This window comes from Halomonas gemina, from assembly GCF_023554995.1.
Lineage (GTDB): Bacteria > Pseudomonadota > Gammaproteobacteria > Pseudomonadales > Halomonadaceae > Halomonas > Halomonas gemina.
Map to the genome: position 1 here is coordinate 598,832 of NZ_JAMJPK010000001.1, position 19,209 is coordinate 618,040.

Here is a 19,209-nt window from a genome sequence, read left to right on the forward strand (position 1 = left end):
ATGGCTCCGCCCGTCATGGTGTCAAGCCGCCTGGCCGCCTGGCTTGCTTGGCGGCTTGGCGGCTTGGCGGCTTGGCTGCTTGGCTGCTTGGCTGCTTGGCTGCTTGGCTGCTTGGCTTGCTTGGCTGCTTAATCATGCAGCCAGACCGGCGTACCCGGCACGGTGATCTCGAACAGTGCCAGCAGCTCACTATCGCGCAGCCGAATGCAGCCATGGGAGCGGGCAACACCCATGGGCTCGCTGGGCGGGGTGCCGTGCAGGTAGATGTAGCGCCGCTGGGAATCGACGCTTCCGCCGCGGTTGCGGCCGGGCTCCAGGCCGCTGAGCCAGAGGATGCGGGAAAGGATCCAGTCGCGCCCCGGGTGCTCGGCGGCCAGCGCCGCGCTGTAGACCTCGCCGGTGGGCCGGCGGCCGCGGTAGACGGTGCCGGGCGGATTGCCCGCGCCGATGGCGGCACGCACATGATGCCAGCCCAGCGGCGTGGCGCCGCTGCCCTCCTCCTCCCCGGTGCCGTTGGCGGCCGTGGAGACCGCGCAAGACCACTCGACCTCGCGCCCCCGCCAGACGCTCAGCCGCTGGGCGCTAGTATCGATCTCAAGCCACCGCCCTTCCTCCGGCGGCAGTTCGGTAAGCAGCGGGGTGCGCATCAGCCCGCCTCGCGCTGGGCCGGGGTGGGCTCGGGCAGCGGCGCGTTCATGGCCGCCACCACCACCGGGCGAAGGCGCCGCACCAGGTCGCGCACGCTGACGTGCTCGCCGTAGTCCTTCTCGGCGATGTCGCGCAGGGCATCGAGGCCGGAGAGGGTGAAGATCACCGTGCCCAGCATGAAGTGCAGCCGCCAGAAGCGCTCGGCATCGGGTAGCTCCGGGGTGGCCTGGCGCACCAATTCCGTAAAGCGGGTGAAGACGCTGCCGTACTCCTCCTGGATATAGCGGCGCAGGTGGCCCTGGGCCTGGCTGTAGGCGAGCCCCAGCAGGCGCATGAACACCTTGAGGCTGTGGCGCTCCGCCGGCACCTCGAGCACGCTGCGCGCCATGGTCTCCAGCAGCTCCTCCAGCGGGATGACGCCGCCCGCGTGGCGCGCCTCGAGCTCGTCGAGGGCCGCGTGGAAGCGCACGGTGAAGGGGTCGAGGTAGCGCGCGAACACCGCCTGGATCAGCGACTTCTTGGAGCCGAAGTGGTAGTTGACCGCCGCCAGGTTGACCTTGGCCTTGCTGGTGATGTTGCGCAGCGAGGTCTCGGCGAAGCCACGTTCGGCGAACAGCACCTCGGCGGTATCGAGGATGCGCGTGACGGTGTCGGGCTGCTGGGCCATGGGCGACGGCTCCACGTCATTGGAAACAGATGTTTGAATGTCATCAAAGTGTATGACAGCCATGGGCGCGGCTCAATGCCGCAGGGAGCTGGGTGTTTGAAACGGGGTCGAGCACCGAGAGACGAGTGCTTACTGTGGGAGCGACGATTCGGCGCTCAGACTGTAGATCGCGTTGGCATTCCTGTGGGAGCGATCTTCAGATCGCGATGGCGCCGCCAGGCGCCCAAGACAATCCCACCGATGCTCCGCGACGGATCGGGAACAGAGTCGAGTCGCCTATCGCGCAATAAATTGCGCTCCCACAAGGAACTATCGACCCTCTTCTTCCGCCTTTGCGCTTGGCGCTTGGCGCTTGGCGCTTGGCGCTTGGCGCTTGGCACTTTTACTGGACAGAAAGACATGCTGTATACTTGATCAGACGCGTGGCGAGACGCTCGCCACTCCCTGGTTACCGACCCTGGAGGTCCTATGAGTCGCTCCCTCACGGCCCGGCAGCAGAACGTGTACGACTTCATCGTCAAGACCATGAACGAGCTGGGCTACCCGCCGACCCGGGCGGAGATCTCCCGGGCGCTGGGGTTCAAGTCGGCCAATGCCGCCGAGGAGCACCTGCGCGCCCTGGAGCGCAAGGGCGCGATCAAGGTGATCCGCGGCACCTCGCGGGGCATCCGCCTGCCCGCCCAGGAGCCGGAGGCCGCCAACGACGAGGGGCTGGACGAGCCGGCCCAGGGCCTGCCGATCATCGGCGAGGTGGCCGCGGGTAGCCCGATCCTCGCCGCCGAGCACATCGACCGCTACTGCCCGCTGCCGCCGGAGTACTTCACCCCGCGGGCCGACTACCTGCTGCGGGTGCGCGGCCTCTCCATGAAGGATGCCGGCATCCTCGAGGGCGACCTGCTGGCGGTGCACCGCACCGAGCGCATCCGCGACGGCCAGATCGTGGTGGCGCGCCTGGAGGACGAGGTCACCGTCAAGCGCTTCCACCGCCAGGGCCATGTGGTCACCCTGGAGGCCGAGAACCCCGATTTCGCGCCCATCGAGGTGGACCTGCGCCATGACCCGCTGGAGATCGAGGGCATCGGCGTGGGCGTGATCCGCGGCGGCAGCGGCCAGGCGCTCTGAGCGAGGCCGGCGGCCCCTCGCCCCATGACCGAGCGCGTGCGCAAGATCCTCCACGCCGACTGCGACTGCTTCTTCGCCGCCGTGGAGATGCGCGACAACCCCGCCCTGCGCGACATCCCGCTGGCCATCGGCGGCTCGCGGGAGCAGCGCGGGGTGATCGCCACCTGCAACTACCCCGCCCGCCGCTACGGCATCCACTCCGCCATGCCCACCGCCCGGGCGCTGCGCCTCTGCCCCCACCTCACCCTGATGCGCGGCCAGTTCGAGAAATATCGCGAGGTGTCGCGCCAGATCCAGGACGTCTTCCACGAGCTCACCCCGCTGGTGGAGCCGCTGTCGCTGGACGAGGCCTTCCTCGACGTCACCGAGGTGGAGGGCTTTCGCGGCAGCGCCACCTGGATGGCCCGCTGGCTCAAGGAAGAATGCTTCCGACGCACCGGCATCACCGTCTCGGTAGGCGCGGCGCCCGCGAAGTTCCTGGCCAAGATCGCCAGCGACTGGGAGAAGCCCGACGGCTTGACGGTGATCCCGCCGGAACGGGTCGACGCCTTCGTGCGCGACCTGCCGGTCAAGAAGCTCCACGGGGTGGGCCCGGCCACCGGCGCCAAGCTCGACGCCCTGGGCATCGCCACCTGCGCCGATCTCCGCGAGCTACCCATCGAGCGCCTGCTGGACGACTTCGGCAAGTTCGGCCGGCGGCTCTATGAGCTCTCCCGCGGGATCGACGAGCGCCCGGTGCGCATTGAACGCGAGCGCAAGTCGGTGAGCGTGGAGACCACCTTCGACCACGACCTCCCCGACCTTGCGACCGCCAGCGCCGCCCTCGCCCCGCTCTGCGACAAGCTGCAGGGCCGGCTGCAGCGCCACGGCCACCCGCCGATGGCCGGGCTCTTCGTCAAGGTCCGCTTCGACGACTTCAGCCTCACCACCCTGGAGAGCCGCGGCCTCACCCCCGATGCCGAGAGCTACACCCGCCTGCTGGAACAGGCCTGGGCCCGCGCCCGCCGACCGGTGCGCCTGCTCGGCGTCGGCGTGCGCCTGGTCCCGGAAGAGGCACGACAGCAGCTGTCACTTCCCCTGTAACCCCGCCCTTCGCGGCTACTTGGTATCGATGTAGCGATGGTCGTTGAAGGTGGCGACCCAGCCGGGGTGATAGACCAGCAGGATGCTCATCAGCATGCCGGTGATGAAGGCCTCACTGGGCATCAGCAGCGGCAGGAAGCGGGCGTACTCCAGCGCCTGGCGCAGCGCCTCGGCGTCACTGGCACCCAGCGCCATCAGCCCCACGGCGGCCAGGCCCGCCGCCAGAGTGGCCAGCGCCGAGCCGAAGAAGCCGCAGACGAACAGGAAGACCATCAGGTTGTCGGGCAGACGCCGGTCGACGATACGCCAGACGATGCCCATCACCAGCGCCGGCACCACCCCGGTGACCAGCACGTTCACCCCCAGCAGCGGCCACTCGATACGCCCCAGCAGTACCATGGCGATATTGATCATGGTGATCGAGAGCAGCGCCAGCGGCGCCTTGAAGACCAGCGTCAGCAGGGCGGTGAACATCAGGTGCAGGGTCAGCCAGTCCACCGCCTGGGCGCGCAGCTGCCAGAACAGCATCACCATCACGGTAGCCGCCAGCCAGCGGTGCTGGAGGGCGTGGTCATCGAGCAGCGCGACCCACGGCCGGCGGCTCAGCGCCAGGCCGACCACCGCCAGCGAGACCAGGCCACAGAGCCACAGCAGCCAGGGCGCGAGAACCGGAGCAGCAATCGTCACGACATCACCTCACGCAAAGACCACGGTCTTGTTGCCGTGGATGAGCACGCGATCCTCCAGGTGCCAGCGCAGGCCGCGCGCCAGCACCGCCTTCTCCACGTCCCGCCCGAAGCGCACCAGGTCGCTGGGGGTGTGGCAGTGGCTGACGCGATGGATGTCCTGCTCGATGATCGGCCCGGCGTCGAGCTCCTCGGTGACGTAGTGGCAGGTGGCGCCGATCAGCTTCACGCCACGCTGATGCGCCTGGTGGTAGGGCCGGGCGCCGGCGAACGACGGCAGGAAGCTGTGGTGGATGTTGATCATCCGCCCCTGGAAGCGCGAACAGAGCTCGGGCGGCATGATCTGCATGTAGCGGGCCAGCACCACGCAGTCGGCGTGGGCCTCGTCCACCAGCTGCTGGACCTCGGCGAAGGCGGCCTGCTTGTCGTCGGCCTTGACCGGCACATGGTGGTAGCTAATGCCGTGCCACTCCACCAGGCCGCGCATGTCCTCATGGTTGGAGATCACACCGGCGATGTCGCAGTCGAGCTCGCCCGCCGTCCAGCGATAGAGCAGGTCCACCAGGCAGTGGGTCTCCCGCGAGACCATCAGCACCACCCGCCGCCGCTGGCGGGTATCGGTGAGCGCCCAGGTCATCTCGAACTCGTCAGCGATCGGCGCAAAGGCCTCGCGCAGCGCCTCCGGCGGCATGCCCACCGAGTCGGCGAGGATCTCGTAGCGCATGAAGAAGCGCCCACCCTCCAGGTCGGAGTGCTGGCTCGCCTCGGTGATCGAGCCGCCGTGACCGGCGATGAAGTTGGAGACCCTGGCGACGATGCCCAGGCGGTCGGGACAGGAAACCACCAGGCGGTAGTAGTGTGACATCGGATGACCCCGGGTTGCGGCTATGGCTGGGGGCAACAGTGTAGCCAAAACAGGGGCTTCGGGCACGCGTGGCGCCGAAGCGTTATGATGACATCATTCCATACACGACCGACACGAGGCACAGCGGCCGATGCTCAACACCCGCGCCCTCTCCTACCTGAGCGAAGTGATTCGTCGCGCCTGCTGAACGACATAGGTTGTTTAAAAAACAACGCTATCGGGTTTGATCAGTCAACAGAGCAACGCCTAGTCTGCTCATATACCGGCCGAGAGGCCGGCAGTTCCGCCAACAACAACGCCCGGAGTCCAAACATGAATCCCACTCGATCGTTTGCCGTGTCCTCCCTCACCGCCGCCGTCCTGGCCGCGGGTGTGCTGGCCAGCCAGGCGCAGGCCGCCACGACCGTGGACCTGAGCTACAACGGCGCCCCGGATCCCGACAAGAATGCCGTGCATGTCTTCGCCACCAACCTCAAGGAGCTGGTCGAGGAAAAGACCAACGGCGAAATCGAGCTCAAGCTCTACCCCAACAGCATGCTGGGGGAGGAACAGGAGCGCATGGAGCAGACGATGAACAGCCCCAGCCTGAACATCGCCTCCTTTGCCGGCATGTCTCCCTTGGTTCCGGAAGTGTTCGTCAGCGCCATTCCCTTCCTCTTCGATGACTTCGAGTCGGCACGCACCTTCTTCGACGAAGGCCAGTACTGGCAGGCCGTCGAGGATGCCCTGCGTGAGCGCACCGGCGTGGAGCTGCTGGCCGTGGTCGAGGAAGGCGGCTTTCTGGCCTTCACCAATGACGAGAAACCCATCTCCTCGCCCAGCGACTTCGAGGGGCTGCGCTTTCGCGCCATGGACCCCAGCCAGGTCGCGCTCTACGAGGCCTTCGGGGCCTCCGGCACGCCGATCCCCTGGACCGAGGTCTACATGTCTCTCAAGACCGGCGTCGCCGATGGCCAGATGAACCCGCCGATGTACATCATCATGGGCAGTCTCTATGAGGTGCAGGACTACCTGACCCTGGCCAACATCCAGTATTCGGACCAGTTCCTGGTGGGTAACGGTGCGATGATCGACGGCTGGGACGAGGCGATGCGCGAGGCCTTCATGGAGGCGGTCGCGGAGGCCAACCAGATGGCCCGCGAGCACAACGAGACCCGGGTCGACGAGCGCATCGCCTACCTCGAGGAGCAGGGCATGGAGGTGATCCGGCCCTCCGAGGAGGAGCTGGCGGCATTCCGCGAGCAGGGCCAGCCGGCCTATCTGGAATGGCTCGGCGAGCAGGACATCGATCAATCCTTCATCGACATGGCGCTCGAGGATGCCGGGATGACCCATCTGGCCGAGTAAGCCACGCCGTCGCCGAGACATCCTGCAGTTCGGGCAGGGGGCTTCTCCCCTGCCCCATGACAGATGGCCTCTATCATGTCGTTATCGAACTCTCGCGTACTGGCCATCAGCCGGTCCGTGTCCCTGACGGTTGCCAGCAGCCTGCTGCTCATCGATCTGGCGGTGATCCTCTTCGGCGTGTTCATGCGCTACCTGGCCGGCGGGGCGCCGATCTGGACCGACGAGCTGGCCCGCTTCCTGATCATCGGCAGCGTGCTGCTCGGGGCCGGTGCCGTCTGGGTGGAGGGCGGCCACATGCGTGTCGCGCTGATCGAGCGCCTGCTTCCAGCGCCGCTGTGCCGCCTCCTCAACCTCTACCAGTGGCTCCTCACGCTTAGCATTGCCGTCGGCGCCGCCATCATCAGCTATCGCTATGCGATGTCCGTCTCGATGTTTACCAGCCAGGGGCTGGGCATCAGCAGGACCATTCCCATGCTGTCGGTGCCGATCGGCTTCGCGCTGCTGGCCTGGCATGCCCTGTGGCATGGTCCGGCACCCCTCAAGACGCTCACGGAGGACCCCGCATGACCTTGACCATGCTGGCCGTCTTCCTCGTGCACGTCCTGCTGGGGTTGCCGCTTTTCATCTCGCTGCTTGCCACGGCGGTGGTGGGTTTTCTGTTCGTGGATCCCGCGATGATCCCGCGCATGATGCCGCAGCAGTTCTTCGGCGGCATCAATGTCTTCTCGTTGATGGCCATTCCACTTTTCATACTGGCCGGCAACCTGATGAATGTGACCCGGCTCACCGACCGGCTGATGGCCTTCGCCAAGCTGCTGGTCGGCCACCTGCGCGGCGGCATGGGCCATGTCAACGTGGTCTCCAGCGTCTTCTTCGCCGGCGTGAATGGCTCCGCGGTGGCCGACACTTCGGCGCTGGGCTCGCTGCTCGTGCCCCCCATGCGCAAGGAGGGCTACTCCACCGCCTTCGCCGCGGGCCTGACGGCGGGCAGCTCGCTGATCGGGCCGATCATCCCGCCCAGCATCTTCATGATCCTCTACGCCTCGCTGACCAACACCTCGGTCGGCGACCTGTTTCTCGCCGGGGTGATCCCGGGCCTGCTGCTGGGCCTGGCGTTCATGACCATGAATGCCTGGTATGCCTGGCACAAGGGGCTGGAAAAGCGTGGCGGACTGCCTTCACGCCGGGAGCTGGCCGTGACGGCCCTGGGCGCCCTGCCCGCGCTGGTGGCCCCGTTCATCATCGTCTCGGGGATCGTCATGGGCTTCGTCACGCCCACCGAATCCGGGGCACTGACGGCACTCTACGTGGCGCTGTGCGGCCTGGTGCAGGGCAATCTGCGCATCGCCGATTTCTGGAAGGCCATGGTCGACACCACCCGCCTGACCTCGGCGATCTTCCTGATCATGGCCGCCTCGGCCACCATCAGCTGGCTGCTCTCCTATGCCCAGGTGCCCAACGAGTTCGTGGCGCTGCTGGCCCCCTACATCGAGCAGCCGGTGGTGATCCTGCTGCTGCTGAGCCTGATCACCTTCGTCACCGGCATGTTCATGGAGGAGGTCTCGGCCCTGATGCTGCTGACGCCGATCTTCTCTCCCGTGGCCATGATGGCGGGCATCGACCCGGTACATCTGGGCATCATCATCACCTTGAACATCACCATTGCCCTGATCACCCCGCCGATGGGCGCCTGCGTGTTCGTGGCGGCCGCGGTGAGCCGGCTCGAGATCACCTCGCTGTTTCGTACCATCTGGCCGTTCGTGGTGACGGCGATCCTGGTACTGATCCTGCTGATCCTCTTCCCTTCCCTGACCCTCTGGCTACCGACCCTGCTTGGCTGACCCCATGGAGACCATCGTGAACCGCTCCCTGTCATCGCCCATCGAACGCCACCCCGACCCCGACTGGTCGGTGGTGAGCCGCATCCCCATCACGGGAAGTGACGAGCCCCTGGTGCCGTTGAGCCTGGCGCCGCCACCGATCAGGATCTTCCCGGTCTATGCCAGGCAGGATATTCCCGGGGCGGTCAACGAATGCTATGTGCGTGAAGGGGTCTATCGGCGGCTGCTGACGGTAGCACGCTCGCTGCCCACCGAGTACGGGCTGGTGATCCTGGACGGCTGGCGACCCTGGCGCGTGCAGCAGTACCTCTTCGACACGCTGCAGGAAGCCATCCGCTCCCACCATCCCGAGCTCAGTGAGGAGACACTGCTGGAGCGAACCCGGGAATTCGTCTCCGTGCCCAGCCGCGAAGCGAACTCGCCGAGTCCCCACCTCACCGGCGGTGCCGTGGATGTGACCCTGAGCGATACCGACGGGCTGCCGCTGGACATGGGCACCCTGTTCGACGAGGCGGTGCCGGCCTCCCACACTGTCGCGCTGGAAGAGATTCCTCACCCGGACGCCCGACAGCGGCAGGCCCGCGACAACCGCCGCCGCCTCCATGGGGCCATGCGGGAACAGGGCTTTACCAACTTGCCGAGCGAGTGGTGGCACTTCGATGCGGGGGACCAGCTGTGGGCCCATTACAGCGGGCATGCCCAAGCCCTCTATGGGCCGGCGGAGCTCGAGACCATTGAAAGTCGTTGGCGGCGACAGCTGTGAGCCAAGGGCCTGCCGGGCTGCTGGCGTGGCACAAGGACACTGGACCCATAAGGCTCAGGACTGGCGCACATAGCTGCCGGGGGCGTCTTCGAGCGCCGGGAAGCGCTCGCTGCCCATCGGGGGTGGCGAGCACTTGCCGGACGAATGCGAGTCCAGCCAACGCTGAAAGGCCGGCCACCAGGAGCCCTCGTGCTCCGGGGCAATCTGCTGCCAGGTTTCCGGGTCCAGGTAGGGCTCGCCCTGACGCTGGGTTCGCATCTGGAAACGCCGATGGGGATGCTCTGGCTCGCTGACAATGCCCGCGTTGTGTCCGCCGCTGGTGAGCAGGAAGGTCACCTCGTCGGCATCGGTCAGCAGGTGAATCTTGTAGACCGATTCCCAAGGGGCAACATGATCCTTGGTCGTCCCCACCGCCAACACAGGCACCCGGATGTCCTGGATCGCAATGGGTCGATGATCGACCTGATAGCGGCCACTGGCCAGGTCGTTGTTCAGGAACAGGGTACGCAGGTAGTCGGAATGCATGCGATAGGGCATGCGCGTGATATCGGCGTTCCAGGCCATCAGGGCGTTCATTGGCTGCCGCTTGCCCAGCAGATAATCGTGCACCATGCGTGACCAGATCAGGTCGTTGGAACGCAGGATCTGGAAGGCGCCAGCCATCTGATAGCCGTCCAGGTAACCCTGGTCCCACATCATGTTCTCGAGATAGGACACCTGGCTCTCGCCGATGAACAGCATCAGCTCGCCCGCCTCGGTGAAGTCCACCTGGGTGGCCAGGGTGGTGAGCGATGCCAGCCGTTCGTCGCCGTCACGCGCCATGCCCGCCGCCGCAATCGACAGCAGGGTGCCGCCCAAGCAGTAGCCCAGGCCATGCACCTTGGGCTGGCCGGTGATCGTGGTCACCACATCTAACGCCGCCATGGGGCCGAGCCGGCGGTAGTCCTCCATGCCAAGGTCGCGATCCTCCGAGCCCGGGTTGCGCCAGGAGATCATGAATACCGTATGGCCCTGGTCCACCAGGTACTCCACCAGCGACTGGCCGGGGGCCAGATCGAGCACGTAGTACTTCATGATCCAGGCCGGCACAATCAATACCGGCTCGGCATGGACCTGTGGCGTGGTGGGCGAGTACTGGATCAACTCGATCAACCGGTTGCGATAGACCACCTTGCCGGGGGTGACGGCCAGGTTCTCGCCGACACGGAATAGCTCGACGCCTGTCGGCGGCTTGCCCGAGATGTTGCGTTCCCAGTCCTCGAGGACGTTCTGCCAGCCATCCACCAGGTTCATGCCGCCTGACTGCAGCGTGGCCGCGGTGACCTCCGGGTTCAGCCAGGGCACGTTGGAGGGCGACCAGTGATCCAGCAGCTGGCGCGTCACGAAGTTGACCACGTGTTCGCGTTGCGGCGACAGGCCCTCGACACCGGTCGTGGCGTTGTGCCACCACTGTTGGGTCAGCAGAAAGGACTGATAGATGACGTTGTAGGGCCACTGCTGCCACGCCTCGCCCGCAAAACGCTTGTCCTGCGCCATGGGCTGGATACAGGGGCTGGCCGCCGGGTCGCTGGCGACACGGCTGACGTAATCCCCCAGACGCAGGCTCTTGCGCAGGGCCTTCTCGCCCAGCTCCACCTGCTTGCCCGGCGACAGCGCAAGGTGCGCCAGCCATTCGACGTACACGCTGGCCAGCCCCGCCGGGGTAATGCCGGCGGTCATCCGCGCCAGATTCGCCTTGAAGGCACGATCCAGGGCATGGGTGGAATAGAACCCCGGATTCGGCCGTTCCTGCTCGGCCGGGGGTGGCGGACACGAAAGGTCCTCTGCACCGCGGGATTTCGTCCGGCTCTCTTCGGTCATCGCCCTGCCCCCTTCAACGAAAAATTGCCAACAGCAGCGCCGTGGTTACCCTTCATGGCAGTAACGCCCTTCAGCCTAGCAGATACTGCGCCGCATCATGACTACATCGGGGCCTACTAACCCGCTTCCTGGCGAAGCAGTTCCGGAACCTGGTAGCGCGTGCTTCGACCTCCTGCAGGGAGCCTTACCAGGCAACCTTTCTCCACAAGCCCCGCCAGATGGCGCGTGGCGGTTGCCTTACTGACCCTTGTCACTTTCTGATACTGAGCAGCACTGATGCCTTGCTCAAATCCCCTTTCCCCTCCATCAAGCAGCCGGTTAAGCACCTTGACCTGCTCGGGGAGCAGGCCGGACATGCTGAAGCGCTGCCAAAAACGGGCCTTGACCAGGGTACGACCGCCCCTGTCGAGCACGTCCACCAGCGTGGCGTCCAAGGTATCCAAGAACCAAGCGAGCCACGCGGTAAGGTTCGGACTTCCTCGCTGGCTCGCTTCCAGGCAGCGATAGTAATCGTCCCTGCGCGCCAGGATCGCTGCTGACATGGCATACATGCGAATACTCTGCTGATCCGCCTGCGCCAAGGCGCGATCGGCGATTGCCCGGGCGATACGCCCGTTGCCATCCTCGAACGGATGAAGGGTCACAAACCAGAAATGCGCCAGGCCCGCTCGAATGAGAGGATCCAGCGCTGGATCATGTCGGCTGGATTCGAACCAATCCAGGAACCGATCGATCTCTACCTCCAACCCCTCTCTGGGTGGCGCTTCGAAATGCACCTTGGGACGATCAATCCGGCCCGACACAACCTGCATCAGCTCCAATCCGCGCCACTGGCCAGGTCGCAGTGCCGTCAAGGAAGATTCAGCATCAGGGAATAGCCATCGATGCCACTGCAGCAGTCTCTCTGCATCCAGTAGTGAATCAGAATTCAGGATGGCATCCAGCATCAATTCGGCCAGGCCTTCGGACCGCGGCGAGGGTGGGCCGTCCGGTTCCTCAATGCCAAGCCGCCGCGCCAGAGAAGAACGCACAGAGGCGACATTGAGGCGCTCACCTTCAATCGCCGATGAGGTGACGATGTTCTGCAAAAGCGTATCCAAGGTCGCCTTCGCTTCTGCCTCCTGCTCATCACCGGGAGTGAGCGCTCCTGACCGGCCAAGCAAGATGCCCAGATTCCTCCAGCACCTCTGTAGACGAGGTTGAACCTCTCCCGCCTGCCACGTGAAATAAGGCCAGTCGGGGTGCTGCCAGATCCATCTCGGGGCTTGTACGGTCATATCAAATTGCCAGGATGACGTCGGAGAGCCAAATACAAACCATATTCGGCTCACATAATGAGCTGAATAATGCTCCTATTCGACTCAACAGGCAAGTGGTGTGGCCCCCTACCCTGCAGCCGCCACCAGCGTTCGCGCAATCGACAGGAGACGCTCGTCCTGCCAGCGGTCGGCGACCAGCTGAACTCCCACCGGTAGCCCTGCTTGTCCGGTGTTCAGCGGCAGGTTGAGGCACGGCACCCCGAGCAGCGTCCAGGCCCGGCAGTAGATTGGGTCGCCGGTGGCATCCAATCCCTGCGGGGCAACCCCCGGGGCGCTCGCCGCCAGGATCACGTCGACCTCATCGGCAAATACCCGCGACAGCGCCTGCCGGCACTCTTCGGCCGCCAGCAGGGAGGCCCGATAGTCGGCATGGGAGGTCGCCAGGCCCTCCTCGATCAGTTCGACGAGCCTGGCACCCATCTCATCGCCGTGCTGCTGGAATTCGCTGGCCAGTGATTGCGCGGCCTCGTAGGCCAGCACCACCTGATGATGCCTGACGAGGTCGTCGTAGCGGGTATCCAGGGGTAAGGCAAACACCCTGGCGCCGGCCTGCTCCAGGCGACTGGCGGTGCTGGACAAGGCCTGCGCGACATCGGGATCGAGGGGCCTGTCACCCGGCAGGTTACGCAGCCCGACGCGTATGCCGCCGACATCGGGCAGTGGCTCGATGGCCTCGGAACGGGTCAAGGCCGTGAAGGTCGTGCAGATATCCTCGATGTGTCGGGCAAACCAGCCCAGCGTATCCATCGAGGGCGCAAAGGCCTTGATTCCCGAGAAGGAGACCGTATTGACGGTGGGCTTGAAGCCGAAGACGCCACAGTAACTCGCCGGGCGAATGATGCTTCCGGCCGTCTGGGTGCCCAGGGCAAGCGGTACCATGCCGGCCGCCACGGCGGCAGCCGAGCCACTGGAAGAGCCGCCCGGGGTCCGCGAGAGATCGTGCGGGTTGCGCGTCTTGCCGGGCGTGAAGTAGGCAAACTCGGTGGATACGGTCTTGCCCAGCGGCAGGGCCCCCTGACGCTTGAGCAGGGTAACCACGGCGGCATCCACGATGGCTCCCGGCGAGACGAGATAGCCGCCGGTCCCCCAGGTGGTCGGCATCTCGGCGGTGTCGATGATGTCCTTGATGCCCACCGGCACCCCGCGCAACAGCTGCCCGGCACCCGGCAGGATCGCGGTCGACGTCGGTGGCATGCGGTATTCCCAGGCCTGGACATCCGCTTCACGCGCCTCGATCCGCGTCTGGCAGGCATGCCACCAGGCCAGATCATCGCATTCGTCTCGGGCAACCCGGGCGCGAAAGGCCTCGATGGTGTCGTCGCCGCGCTCTAACATGCCCGAACTCCTCTGTGCACGGAAGGGTTACCGAGTATCAAAACCATGTCTATACGACGTCAAGGAGCCGGCGGGGCGCCGAGGATGGCCAGGCTGTTGCCCAACTGTTCCTCGATGGCCTGGCCGATGGCCAGCAGCCGCGCGTCCTGCCAGGGCCCGGCCAGCACCTGCAAGCCCACCGGCATGCCGGCATCATCCTTGCCCACCGGCAATGTCAGCCCGCACAGCCCCATGAAGTTGCCCACCACGGTGTTGCGCAGGGCCTGCATGTTGGCCTTGGGATAGGCCCCGTCCGGCTCGAGGCTCTCTAGGGTCGGCGGCGTCAGCGTCACGGTCGGGGTCAACAGGGCATCGACGCGCGCCAGGCACTCGGCGGCGCTTGCCGACAGCGACTTGAGCACGTCGCAGCGTCGGACATATTCCCAGCCGGGGATGTCGTCGGCTGCCTTGACCCGGGCCGCCACATTGGGATCCAGGCCGTCGATGGCCTCCGGTAGCTGGGTCTTCAGGAAGGCCGCCAACTCGACCGCCGCCAGCCCGCCCTGCTGGAACAGGGTGAAGAGCTCATCCGTGCGGGGCAGATCGAGCGACACGATGCGCGCCCCCGCGGCTTCGAGCTGACGGATGGCGGCCTGAACCGACTCGGCGATGCCCGGGCTGCACTCCTCCCAGAAATAGGCCTCCGGGACCCCGAAGGTCAGGTCGGCCAGTGACGGGCGTGCCGGAATGCCGCGGGAATGGGACGTCAGGGCGCCATCCAGCGCATCGAAGGCAAAGGCCAGGTCATCGACACTGCGGGCCAGCAAGCCCGGCGTGTCCAAGGTGGCCGACAGCGGCACGATCTGCGCCGTGGACCAGCGCCCGACCGTTGTCTTGAGACCCGCCACGCCGGTCATCGCGGCAGGCACCCGCACCGAGCCCGCCGTGTCGGTTCCCAGCGCCAGACTGGCCGTGCCGTTGACCAGCGACACTCCGGCACCGGCACTGGACCCACCGGGTGTCCGGTGGTGGACCGGGTCCCAGGGATTGCGGGGCGCCCCCCAATGCGCGTTGGTGCCCAGACCGCCGAAGGCGAACTCCACGGAATGGGTCTTGCCCATCACGCTGGGCAACTGCCGCAGCAGCGCCGAGACCATGGGACCGGGCTCCTCCCAGTGTCGCGGCAACCGCCGAGCGGATCCGGCATAGGTCGGAAGGCCCGGTACCGCATAGATATCCTTGATCGAGATCGGAACGCCCATCAGCGGCCCCGTATCACCGCCGCTGGCAAGTACCCGATCGGCGGCCCGAGCCGTCTCCAGGGTGGCCTCGCCATTCCAGGTCAGGTAGGCGTGATCATGGTCACCGCGACTGGCGTGGTGGTCGATCGCCGTCTCGGCAAGCTGGGCAGCACTCAGCGAGCCGCCGCGCAGCCGGTCATGCTGTTCGCGCAGCGGAAGAAAGATCGGGGACGTGTGCATGGCGAGGCCTTCTTGTGGTTATGGATATGGCTATGGATTTCAGAGCAACACCAGATGCCGTGGGCCGCTCACTTCAGCAGACGCGACGCCGCCTCGGCCAGAGCACGCGCCGCGATGTCGGCATCCTGGCGCTCGATATGCTCGTCGGGATGGTGGCTGATGCCCGCGCGGCAGGGCGTGAAGAGCATGGCGGTGGGGCAGACATGGGCCAGATGGATGGCATCATGGAAGGCACCGGAAACGAGTTCCGGCGTCTCTGCACAGACGCTGCCGGCGCTCTCGCGGAGCACGGACAGAAGAGGCTCGGGGAAGGCCACCGGCGCCACCCGGGAGGTCACCTCGAGGGTGACATCACAGCCACTCCACTGCCGCTCGGCCAGGGCATGGAATTGGCGGTCCAGCGCATCCAGCACTTGTGCGTCGGGGTGACGCAGGTCGATGGTGAAGGTGGCCCGCTGGGCAATGGTGTTGACCGAATCGGGCCACAGGGAGAACTTGCCGATGGTGAAGCGCAGGTCATCGTCCTGTTCCCGAGTCGCGGCCTTCAGCGCAGCGACCAGATCATGGGCACCATCGAAGGCATCCCGGCGCGCCTGCCGCGGCGTGGTGCCGGCATGATTGGCCATGCCTTCGACCTCGATACGATACCAGTTGACCCCCTGGATCCCGTTGACGACCCCCACCGGCTTGCCCAGCTGTTCCAGCACCGGCCCTTGCTCGATATGAAGCTCAATAAAGGCATGCGGTACGAAGGGGTCCGGGCGGTAAGAGAGACCACTCTCCTGCAGCAGGGTCAGGCACTGCTGGAGGGCATCACCGAAGCGCACGCCGTCGCCGTCCACGGCGGCCACGATCTCGTCATACGCCCGCTGCCCGGCGAACCATGAGGAGCCCGAGGCACCCGGAGCAAAGCGCGCACCCTCCTCGTTCGTCCAGGAGACGACCTCGAGCGGGCGCCGGTACTCGATGCCCTGCTCGTGCAGGGTCCTGAGTATCGCCAGGCCCGCGAGGACGCCCAGGGCCCCGTCATGCGCGCCGGCCTGGGGCTGACTGTCCAGGTGGCTACCGATCAACAGCGGGGCCAGGGTGGCATCCTGGCCTTCACGTCGCAGGAACAGGTTGCCCAGGGCATCGAAATAGACCTGGCAGCCAAGCGAGCGGCCCTGCTCGGCGAGCCACAGACGAGCCCGATTGTCCTGAGCGTCGAGGGCCAGCCGTCGAATCCCCTTGGGCTCGAGCGCGCCGATGGTCGCCAGCGCCTGGACATCGTCCCAGAAGCGCTGCCCATCCAGCGTTTCATGAAGATGCATTCTCTCGGTCATGACACCCCCTCAGCGGTAGATCAATTCGGGCAAGTAGGTACTGATCCAGGGCACATAGGTAATGATCACCAGAGACAGCAGCATCAGGCCGATCAACGGCAGACAGGCCTTGAAGACCTCGGGTAATGTCATCTTGGAGATAGCCATGGCCACGAAAAGGTTGAGGCCGACCGGTGGCGTGATCATGCCGACCGAGAAGTTCACCAGGGTAATCACACCGAAGTGCGTCGCATCGATACCCACCTGGGCGGCAATGGGTTGCAGCAGCGGCGACAGCACGATGATGGCCGAGGCGCTGTCCAGGAAGAAGCCGGCAACGATCATGACCACGTTGAACAGCGCCATGACCTGGATGGGATCGTCGGTCCAGGAGAGCACCTCCCCCGCCAGTTGCGTCGGTGCCCCGGTAATCGCCAGCAGCCAGGAGAAGGCCGATGCCCCTGCGGTGATCAGCAACAGGGATGCCGACATCAGCCCTGCACTGTTGAGCGTCGACAGCAGGTTCTTCAGGTCGATCTTCCGATAGACCACCATCCCCACGAACAGGCCGTACATGCAGGCCACGGCGGCGGACTCGGTGGGCGTGAACACGCCGCTATAGATCCCACCGAGCAGAATGACCGGCAAGCCCAATCCCCAGGCCGCCGCCTTGAACGCCGAACCGATCTCGCGCAACGACGGAAACCTGCTGCGCCCATAACCCTTGAAGGATGCGTATACGATGCAATAGGCAATGAGGATCGAGGCAATCAGAATGGCAGGCAACAGGCCTGCCGCAAAGAGACGCCCCACCGAGGTCCCGGTGACCGAACCGTAGATGATCAGCGCGATGCTGGGCGGCACGATGGGCCCCAGGGTGCCCGCTGTGGCGATCACCCCGATGGCGAAGCGCTTGTCATAACCGGCCGCCACCAGGGCCGGAAACATAATACTGCCGATGGCCACCACCGTGGCCGGGCTCGACCCCGAGATGGAACCGAAGAACAGGCACGACAGTACCGTTGCCGCCGCGAGCCCGCCGGGCACCCAGCCGACGAGCGCCTTGGCGAGATCGATCAGGCGGTCCGACAGGCCGCCGATGCGCATCAGCTCGGCGGCCAGGATGAAGAAGGGAATCGCCATCAGCGAGAAGTTGTTCATCCCCGAGAACATGCGCATCGGCACAATGATCGGGTCGGTACTGCCAAAGAACTGGATGGCGAGCATCACAGAAAAGGCCAGCGCCGCAAAGATCGGCAACCCCAGAAGCAGCACAGCGAAGAAGATGGGCAACAAGGCCGTAATCATGGGGAATCCTCGTGGTTGTCACGTAGCGTGGCGTGAGCCCATCACACCAAGTTTTCTTTCTCGGCAGCGAGCTCTTCCGCCATGCTGACGGGGGGCTTACGCCAGACCTCACGGATCACCCAGCAGTAGCGAATGATCAGCAATACCCCAGACAGACCGATCGGCAGGTATACCCAGGCCATGGGCATGCGCATCGCGGGGGACAGCATGCCCCGCTCCAGGGTCAGGGAGAAAAGCTGAAAGCCGAGGTAGGCCAGCATCATGGCGAAGATGATACCGAGTACCGCAGTGAGGATGTGCAACCAGCGATTGACGGCCGGTGGCGCGAAGGCATTCAGCACGTCCACCGAGATGTGGGCCCCGTGTCGAACGCCCATGCTGGCTCCGACGAAGCTCATGCAGACAATGGAATAGATCACGACCTCTTCAGCCCAGGAGAGCGAGTTGTTGAAGCCGTAGCGATAGACGACCTGGAAGGTGGTGATGATGGTCGCAATCGACATGAAAGCGACCATCGCCACCTTTTCCAAGCGATCAATGAGTTTATTGAGCGCTTCGAACATGGCTCAATACTCGATGCCCACGGCGTCGTAGACCTTGTGCAGAAGATCCGTCGTCACGATCTCCTCGTACTCTTCATGCACCGGCATGCTCGCCTCGATGAATGCCGCCCTGGCCTCGTCGGTGATCTCGTTGATCGCGATCTCACCTTCGATCTCCTCGAGAATCCGTCCCTCGTCCTGCAACGTCAGCTCGCGTGATGCGTCGCGACCATTGTCAAACGCCTCGACCATGACCTGCTGCAGATCCTCCGGCAGAGAATCCCAGGCATTCTGGTTCATGACTGCGGCATAGGCATGGTAGGCATGGTTGGTCAGCGACAGATAGTCCTGCACCTCGTAGAAGCGCATGGTGTAGATGTTGGCCAGCGGGTTTTCCTGCCCCTCGACTACGCCTTGCTGCAGGCCGTTATACACCTCGGTAAAGGCCATCGCCGTGGCATTGGCGCCCAGGTTCTCATAGGTCGAGATGATGATCGGCGCCTGCATGGTCCGCATGCGGATCTCGGCAAGGTCTTCCGGCGTCTCGATCGGACGGACATTGTTGGTGATATGCCGGAAACCCGCGCCCCAGAAGTTCACGCCAACCATGTTGTCATCCTCGAGGGTATCGAGAATCTCGCGCCCCACGTCACCGTCGAGCACCTCGACCATGGTGTCGTAGTCCGGCAACAGGAACGGCAGGTCGAGGATCTGCATACGCGGCTCGAAATTCCCTAGGGTGGCAGTTGGCGGGATGCCGATATCGACCAACCCCATCTGGATCTGCTCGATGATCTCGACATCACCGCCCACCTGCGCGGCGGGGAGCACCTCGATGCTGATGCGTCCGTCCGACTTTTCCTCAACCTCTTCCTTGAAGCGTAGCGCCGCCTGACCGTTCGGGGTTTCCTCGATCAGCACGTGGGCAAAGGTGAAGTTGAAGTCCGCCGCCTGTGCCTGGCTGATCCCGAAAGACACTGCTGCGATCGCGGCCGCCAGTGATACCTTGGTCAACTTGTTATTCATTGTTTGCACCTATCTGTGGTTACGGGGCTGGGGTTG

The 19,209-nt window shown here is 65.0% G+C and carries 18 protein-coding genes; 6 read left to right on the plus strand and 12 right to left on the minus strand.

Features of this window, described 5'->3' with window-relative positions; all coding sequences use genetic code 11:
- Positions 1-128: 128 nt before the first annotated feature.
- A complete protein-coding gene (locus tag M8009_RS02995) occupies positions 129-647 on the minus strand; it encodes a L,D-transpeptidase (protein WP_250059278.1) in 519 nt (172 codons plus the stop codon).
- Positions 647-1,315, minus strand: a complete 669-nt coding sequence (locus M8009_RS03000) for a TetR/AcrR family transcriptional regulator (protein WP_250059279.1) — start codon at positions 1,313-1,315, stop codon at positions 647-649. Before M8009_RS03000 ends, M8009_RS02995 begins: the two co-directional genes overlap by 1 nt.
- A 468-nt stretch (positions 1,316-1,783) precedes the next feature.
- Between M8009_RS03000 and lexA the strand changes: the two genes are divergently transcribed.
- Entirely contained in the window at positions 1,784-2,437 is a 654-nt protein-coding gene (gene lexA, locus M8009_RS03005; RefSeq protein ID WP_133633777.1) for a transcriptional repressor LexA, read from the plus strand.
- Positions 2,438-2,473: 36 nt separating this feature from the next.
- Positions 2,474-3,520 carry a DNA polymerase IV gene (dinB, locus tag M8009_RS03010; RefSeq protein WP_250059477.1) on the plus strand — a complete coding sequence of 349 codons (1,047 nt, stop codon included), beginning with the start codon at positions 2,474-2,476 and terminating at the stop codon, positions 3,518-3,520.
- A 15-nt stretch (positions 3,521-3,535) separates the two neighbouring features.
- Here the strand turns inward: dinB and M8009_RS03015 are convergent, their stop codons facing one another.
- Both M8009_RS03015 and purU read right to left on the minus strand, forming a co-directional pair.
- Positions 3,536-4,207: an energy-coupling factor ABC transporter permease gene (locus M8009_RS03015; protein ID WP_250059280.1), complete on the minus strand. Its 672-nt coding sequence runs from the start codon at positions 4,205-4,207 to the stop codon at positions 3,536-3,538.
- 9 nt (positions 4,208-4,216) lie between these two features.
- Positions 4,217-5,071 carry a formyltetrahydrofolate deformylase gene (gene purU, locus M8009_RS03020; RefSeq protein WP_250059281.1) on the minus strand — a complete coding sequence of 285 codons (855 nt, stop codon included), beginning with the start codon at positions 5,069-5,071 and terminating at the stop codon, positions 4,217-4,219.
- 312 nt (positions 5,072-5,383) lie between these two features.
- Here purU and M8009_RS03025 point away from each other — a divergent pair, with 312 nt between their 5' ends.
- The 4 genes from M8009_RS03025 to M8009_RS03040 all read left to right on the plus strand — a co-directional run bounded on the left by M8009_RS03025 (position 5,384) and on the right by M8009_RS03040 (position 9,022).
- On the plus strand, positions 5,384-6,418 hold the full coding sequence (locus M8009_RS03025; protein ID WP_250059282.1) for a TRAP transporter substrate-binding protein: 1,035 nt from the start codon (positions 5,384-5,386) through the stop codon (positions 6,416-6,418).
- Positions 6,419-6,535: 117 nt separating this feature from the next.
- Positions 6,536-6,985, plus strand: a complete 450-nt coding sequence (locus M8009_RS03030; RefSeq protein ID WP_250059283.1) for a TRAP transporter small permease — start codon at positions 6,536-6,538, stop codon at positions 6,983-6,985.
- Positions 6,982-8,259 carry a TRAP transporter large permease gene (locus M8009_RS03035; protein ID WP_250059284.1) on the plus strand — a complete coding sequence of 426 codons (1,278 nt, stop codon included), beginning with the start codon at positions 6,982-6,984 and terminating at the stop codon, positions 8,257-8,259. The genes M8009_RS03030 and M8009_RS03035 overlap by 4 nt, the downstream gene beginning before the upstream one ends.
- Before the next feature lie 16 nt (positions 8,260-8,275).
- Positions 8,276-9,022 (plus strand): M15 family metallopeptidase, encoded by a 747-nt coding sequence (locus M8009_RS03040; RefSeq protein ID WP_250059285.1) that lies wholly within the window; start codon positions 8,276-8,278, stop codon positions 9,020-9,022.
- A gap of 54 nt (positions 9,023-9,076) precedes the next feature.
- On the opposite strand, the gene M8009_RS03045 is transcribed toward M8009_RS03040, so the two are convergent.
- The 8 genes from M8009_RS03045 to M8009_RS03080 all read right to left on the minus strand — a co-directional run bounded on the left by M8009_RS03045 (position 9,077) and on the right by M8009_RS03080 (position 19,173).
- A complete protein-coding gene (locus M8009_RS03045; protein ID WP_250059286.1) occupies positions 9,077-10,882 on the minus strand; it encodes a PHA/PHB synthase family protein in 1,806 nt (601 codons plus the stop codon).
- Between the two features lie 116 nt (positions 10,883-10,998).
- Complete coding sequence (locus tag M8009_RS03050; RefSeq protein ID WP_250059287.1) at positions 10,999-12,159, minus strand: Fic family protein; 1,161 nt, start codon at positions 12,157-12,159, stop codon at positions 10,999-11,001.
- Positions 12,160-12,267: 108 nt separating this feature from the next.
- A complete protein-coding gene (locus tag M8009_RS03055) occupies positions 12,268-13,536 on the minus strand; it encodes an amidase (protein WP_250059288.1) in 1,269 nt (422 codons plus the stop codon).
- Between the two features lie 59 nt (positions 13,537-13,595).
- On the minus strand, positions 13,596-14,996 hold the full coding sequence (locus M8009_RS03060) for an amidase (protein ID WP_250059289.1): 1,401 nt from the start codon (positions 14,994-14,996) through the stop codon (positions 13,596-13,598).
- A 68-nt stretch (positions 14,997-15,064) separates the two neighbouring features.
- Positions 15,065-16,318 carry a M20 family metallo-hydrolase gene (locus tag M8009_RS03065; RefSeq protein WP_250059290.1) on the minus strand — a complete coding sequence of 418 codons (1,254 nt, stop codon included), beginning with the start codon at positions 16,316-16,318 and terminating at the stop codon, positions 15,065-15,067.
- 9 nt (positions 16,319-16,327) lie between these two features.
- Complete coding sequence (locus M8009_RS03070; protein ID WP_250059291.1) at positions 16,328-17,605, minus strand: TRAP transporter large permease; 1,278 nt, start codon at positions 17,603-17,605, stop codon at positions 16,328-16,330.
- Positions 17,606-17,646: 41 nt separating this feature from the next.
- Complete coding sequence (locus tag M8009_RS03075) at positions 17,647-18,168, minus strand: TRAP transporter small permease (protein ID WP_250059292.1); 522 nt, start codon at positions 18,166-18,168, stop codon at positions 17,647-17,649.
- A 3-nt stretch (positions 18,169-18,171) separates the two neighbouring features.
- Positions 18,172-19,173 carry a TRAP transporter substrate-binding protein gene (locus M8009_RS03080; protein WP_250059293.1) on the minus strand — a complete coding sequence of 334 codons (1,002 nt, stop codon included), beginning with the start codon at positions 19,171-19,173 and terminating at the stop codon, positions 18,172-18,174.
- Between the last annotated feature and the right edge of the window lie 36 nt (positions 19,174-19,209).

What these genes read in the sequence shown, in the direction of transcription:
- M8009_RS02995 (WP_250059278.1), bottom strand. Translation starts at nt 647, where the DNA reads ATGCGCACCCCGCTGCTTACCGAACTGCCGCCGGAGGAAGGGCGGTGG.
- M8009_RS03000 (WP_250059279.1), bottom strand. Translation starts at nt 1,315, where the DNA reads ATGGCCCAGCAGCCCGACACCGTCACGCGCATCCTCGATACCGCCGAG.
- lexA (WP_133633777.1), top strand. Translation starts at nt 1,784, where the DNA reads ATGAGTCGCTCCCTCACGGCCCGGCAGCAGAACGTGTACGACTTCATC.
- purU (WP_250059281.1), bottom strand. Translation starts at nt 5,071, where the DNA reads ATGTCACACTACTACCGCCTGGTGGTTTCCTGTCCCGACCGCCTGGGC.
- M8009_RS03025 (WP_250059282.1), top strand. Translation starts at nt 5,384, where the DNA reads ATGAATCCCACTCGATCGTTTGCCGTGTCCTCCCTCACCGCCGCCGTC.
- M8009_RS03035 (WP_250059284.1), top strand. Translation starts at nt 6,982, where the DNA reads ATGACCTTGACCATGCTGGCCGTCTTCCTCGTGCACGTCCTGCTGGGG.
- M8009_RS03045 (WP_250059286.1), bottom strand. Translation starts at nt 10,882, where the DNA reads ATGACCGAAGAGAGCCGGACGAAATCCCGCGGTGCAGAGGACCTTTCG.
- M8009_RS03050 (WP_250059287.1), bottom strand. Translation starts at nt 12,159, where the DNA reads ATGACCGTACAAGCCCCGAGATGGATCTGGCAGCACCCCGACTGGCCT.
- M8009_RS03055 (WP_250059288.1), bottom strand. Translation starts at nt 13,536, where the DNA reads ATGTTAGAGCGCGGCGACGACACCATCGAGGCCTTTCGCGCCCGGGTT.
- M8009_RS03060 (WP_250059289.1), bottom strand. Translation starts at nt 14,996, where the DNA reads ATGCACACGTCCCCGATCTTTCTTCCGCTGCGCGAACAGCATGACCGG.
- M8009_RS03065 (WP_250059290.1), bottom strand. Translation starts at nt 16,318, where the DNA reads ATGACCGAGAGAATGCATCTTCATGAAACGCTGGATGGGCAGCGCTTC.
- M8009_RS03070 (WP_250059291.1), bottom strand. Translation starts at nt 17,605, where the DNA reads ATGATTACGGCCTTGTTGCCCATCTTCTTCGCTGTGCTGCTTCTGGGG.
- M8009_RS03075 (WP_250059292.1), bottom strand. Translation starts at nt 18,168, where the DNA reads ATGTTCGAAGCGCTCAATAAACTCATTGATCGCTTGGAAAAGGTGGCG.
- M8009_RS03080 (WP_250059293.1), bottom strand. Translation starts at nt 19,173, where the DNA reads ATGAATAACAAGTTGACCAAGGTATCACTGGCGGCCGCGATCGCAGCA.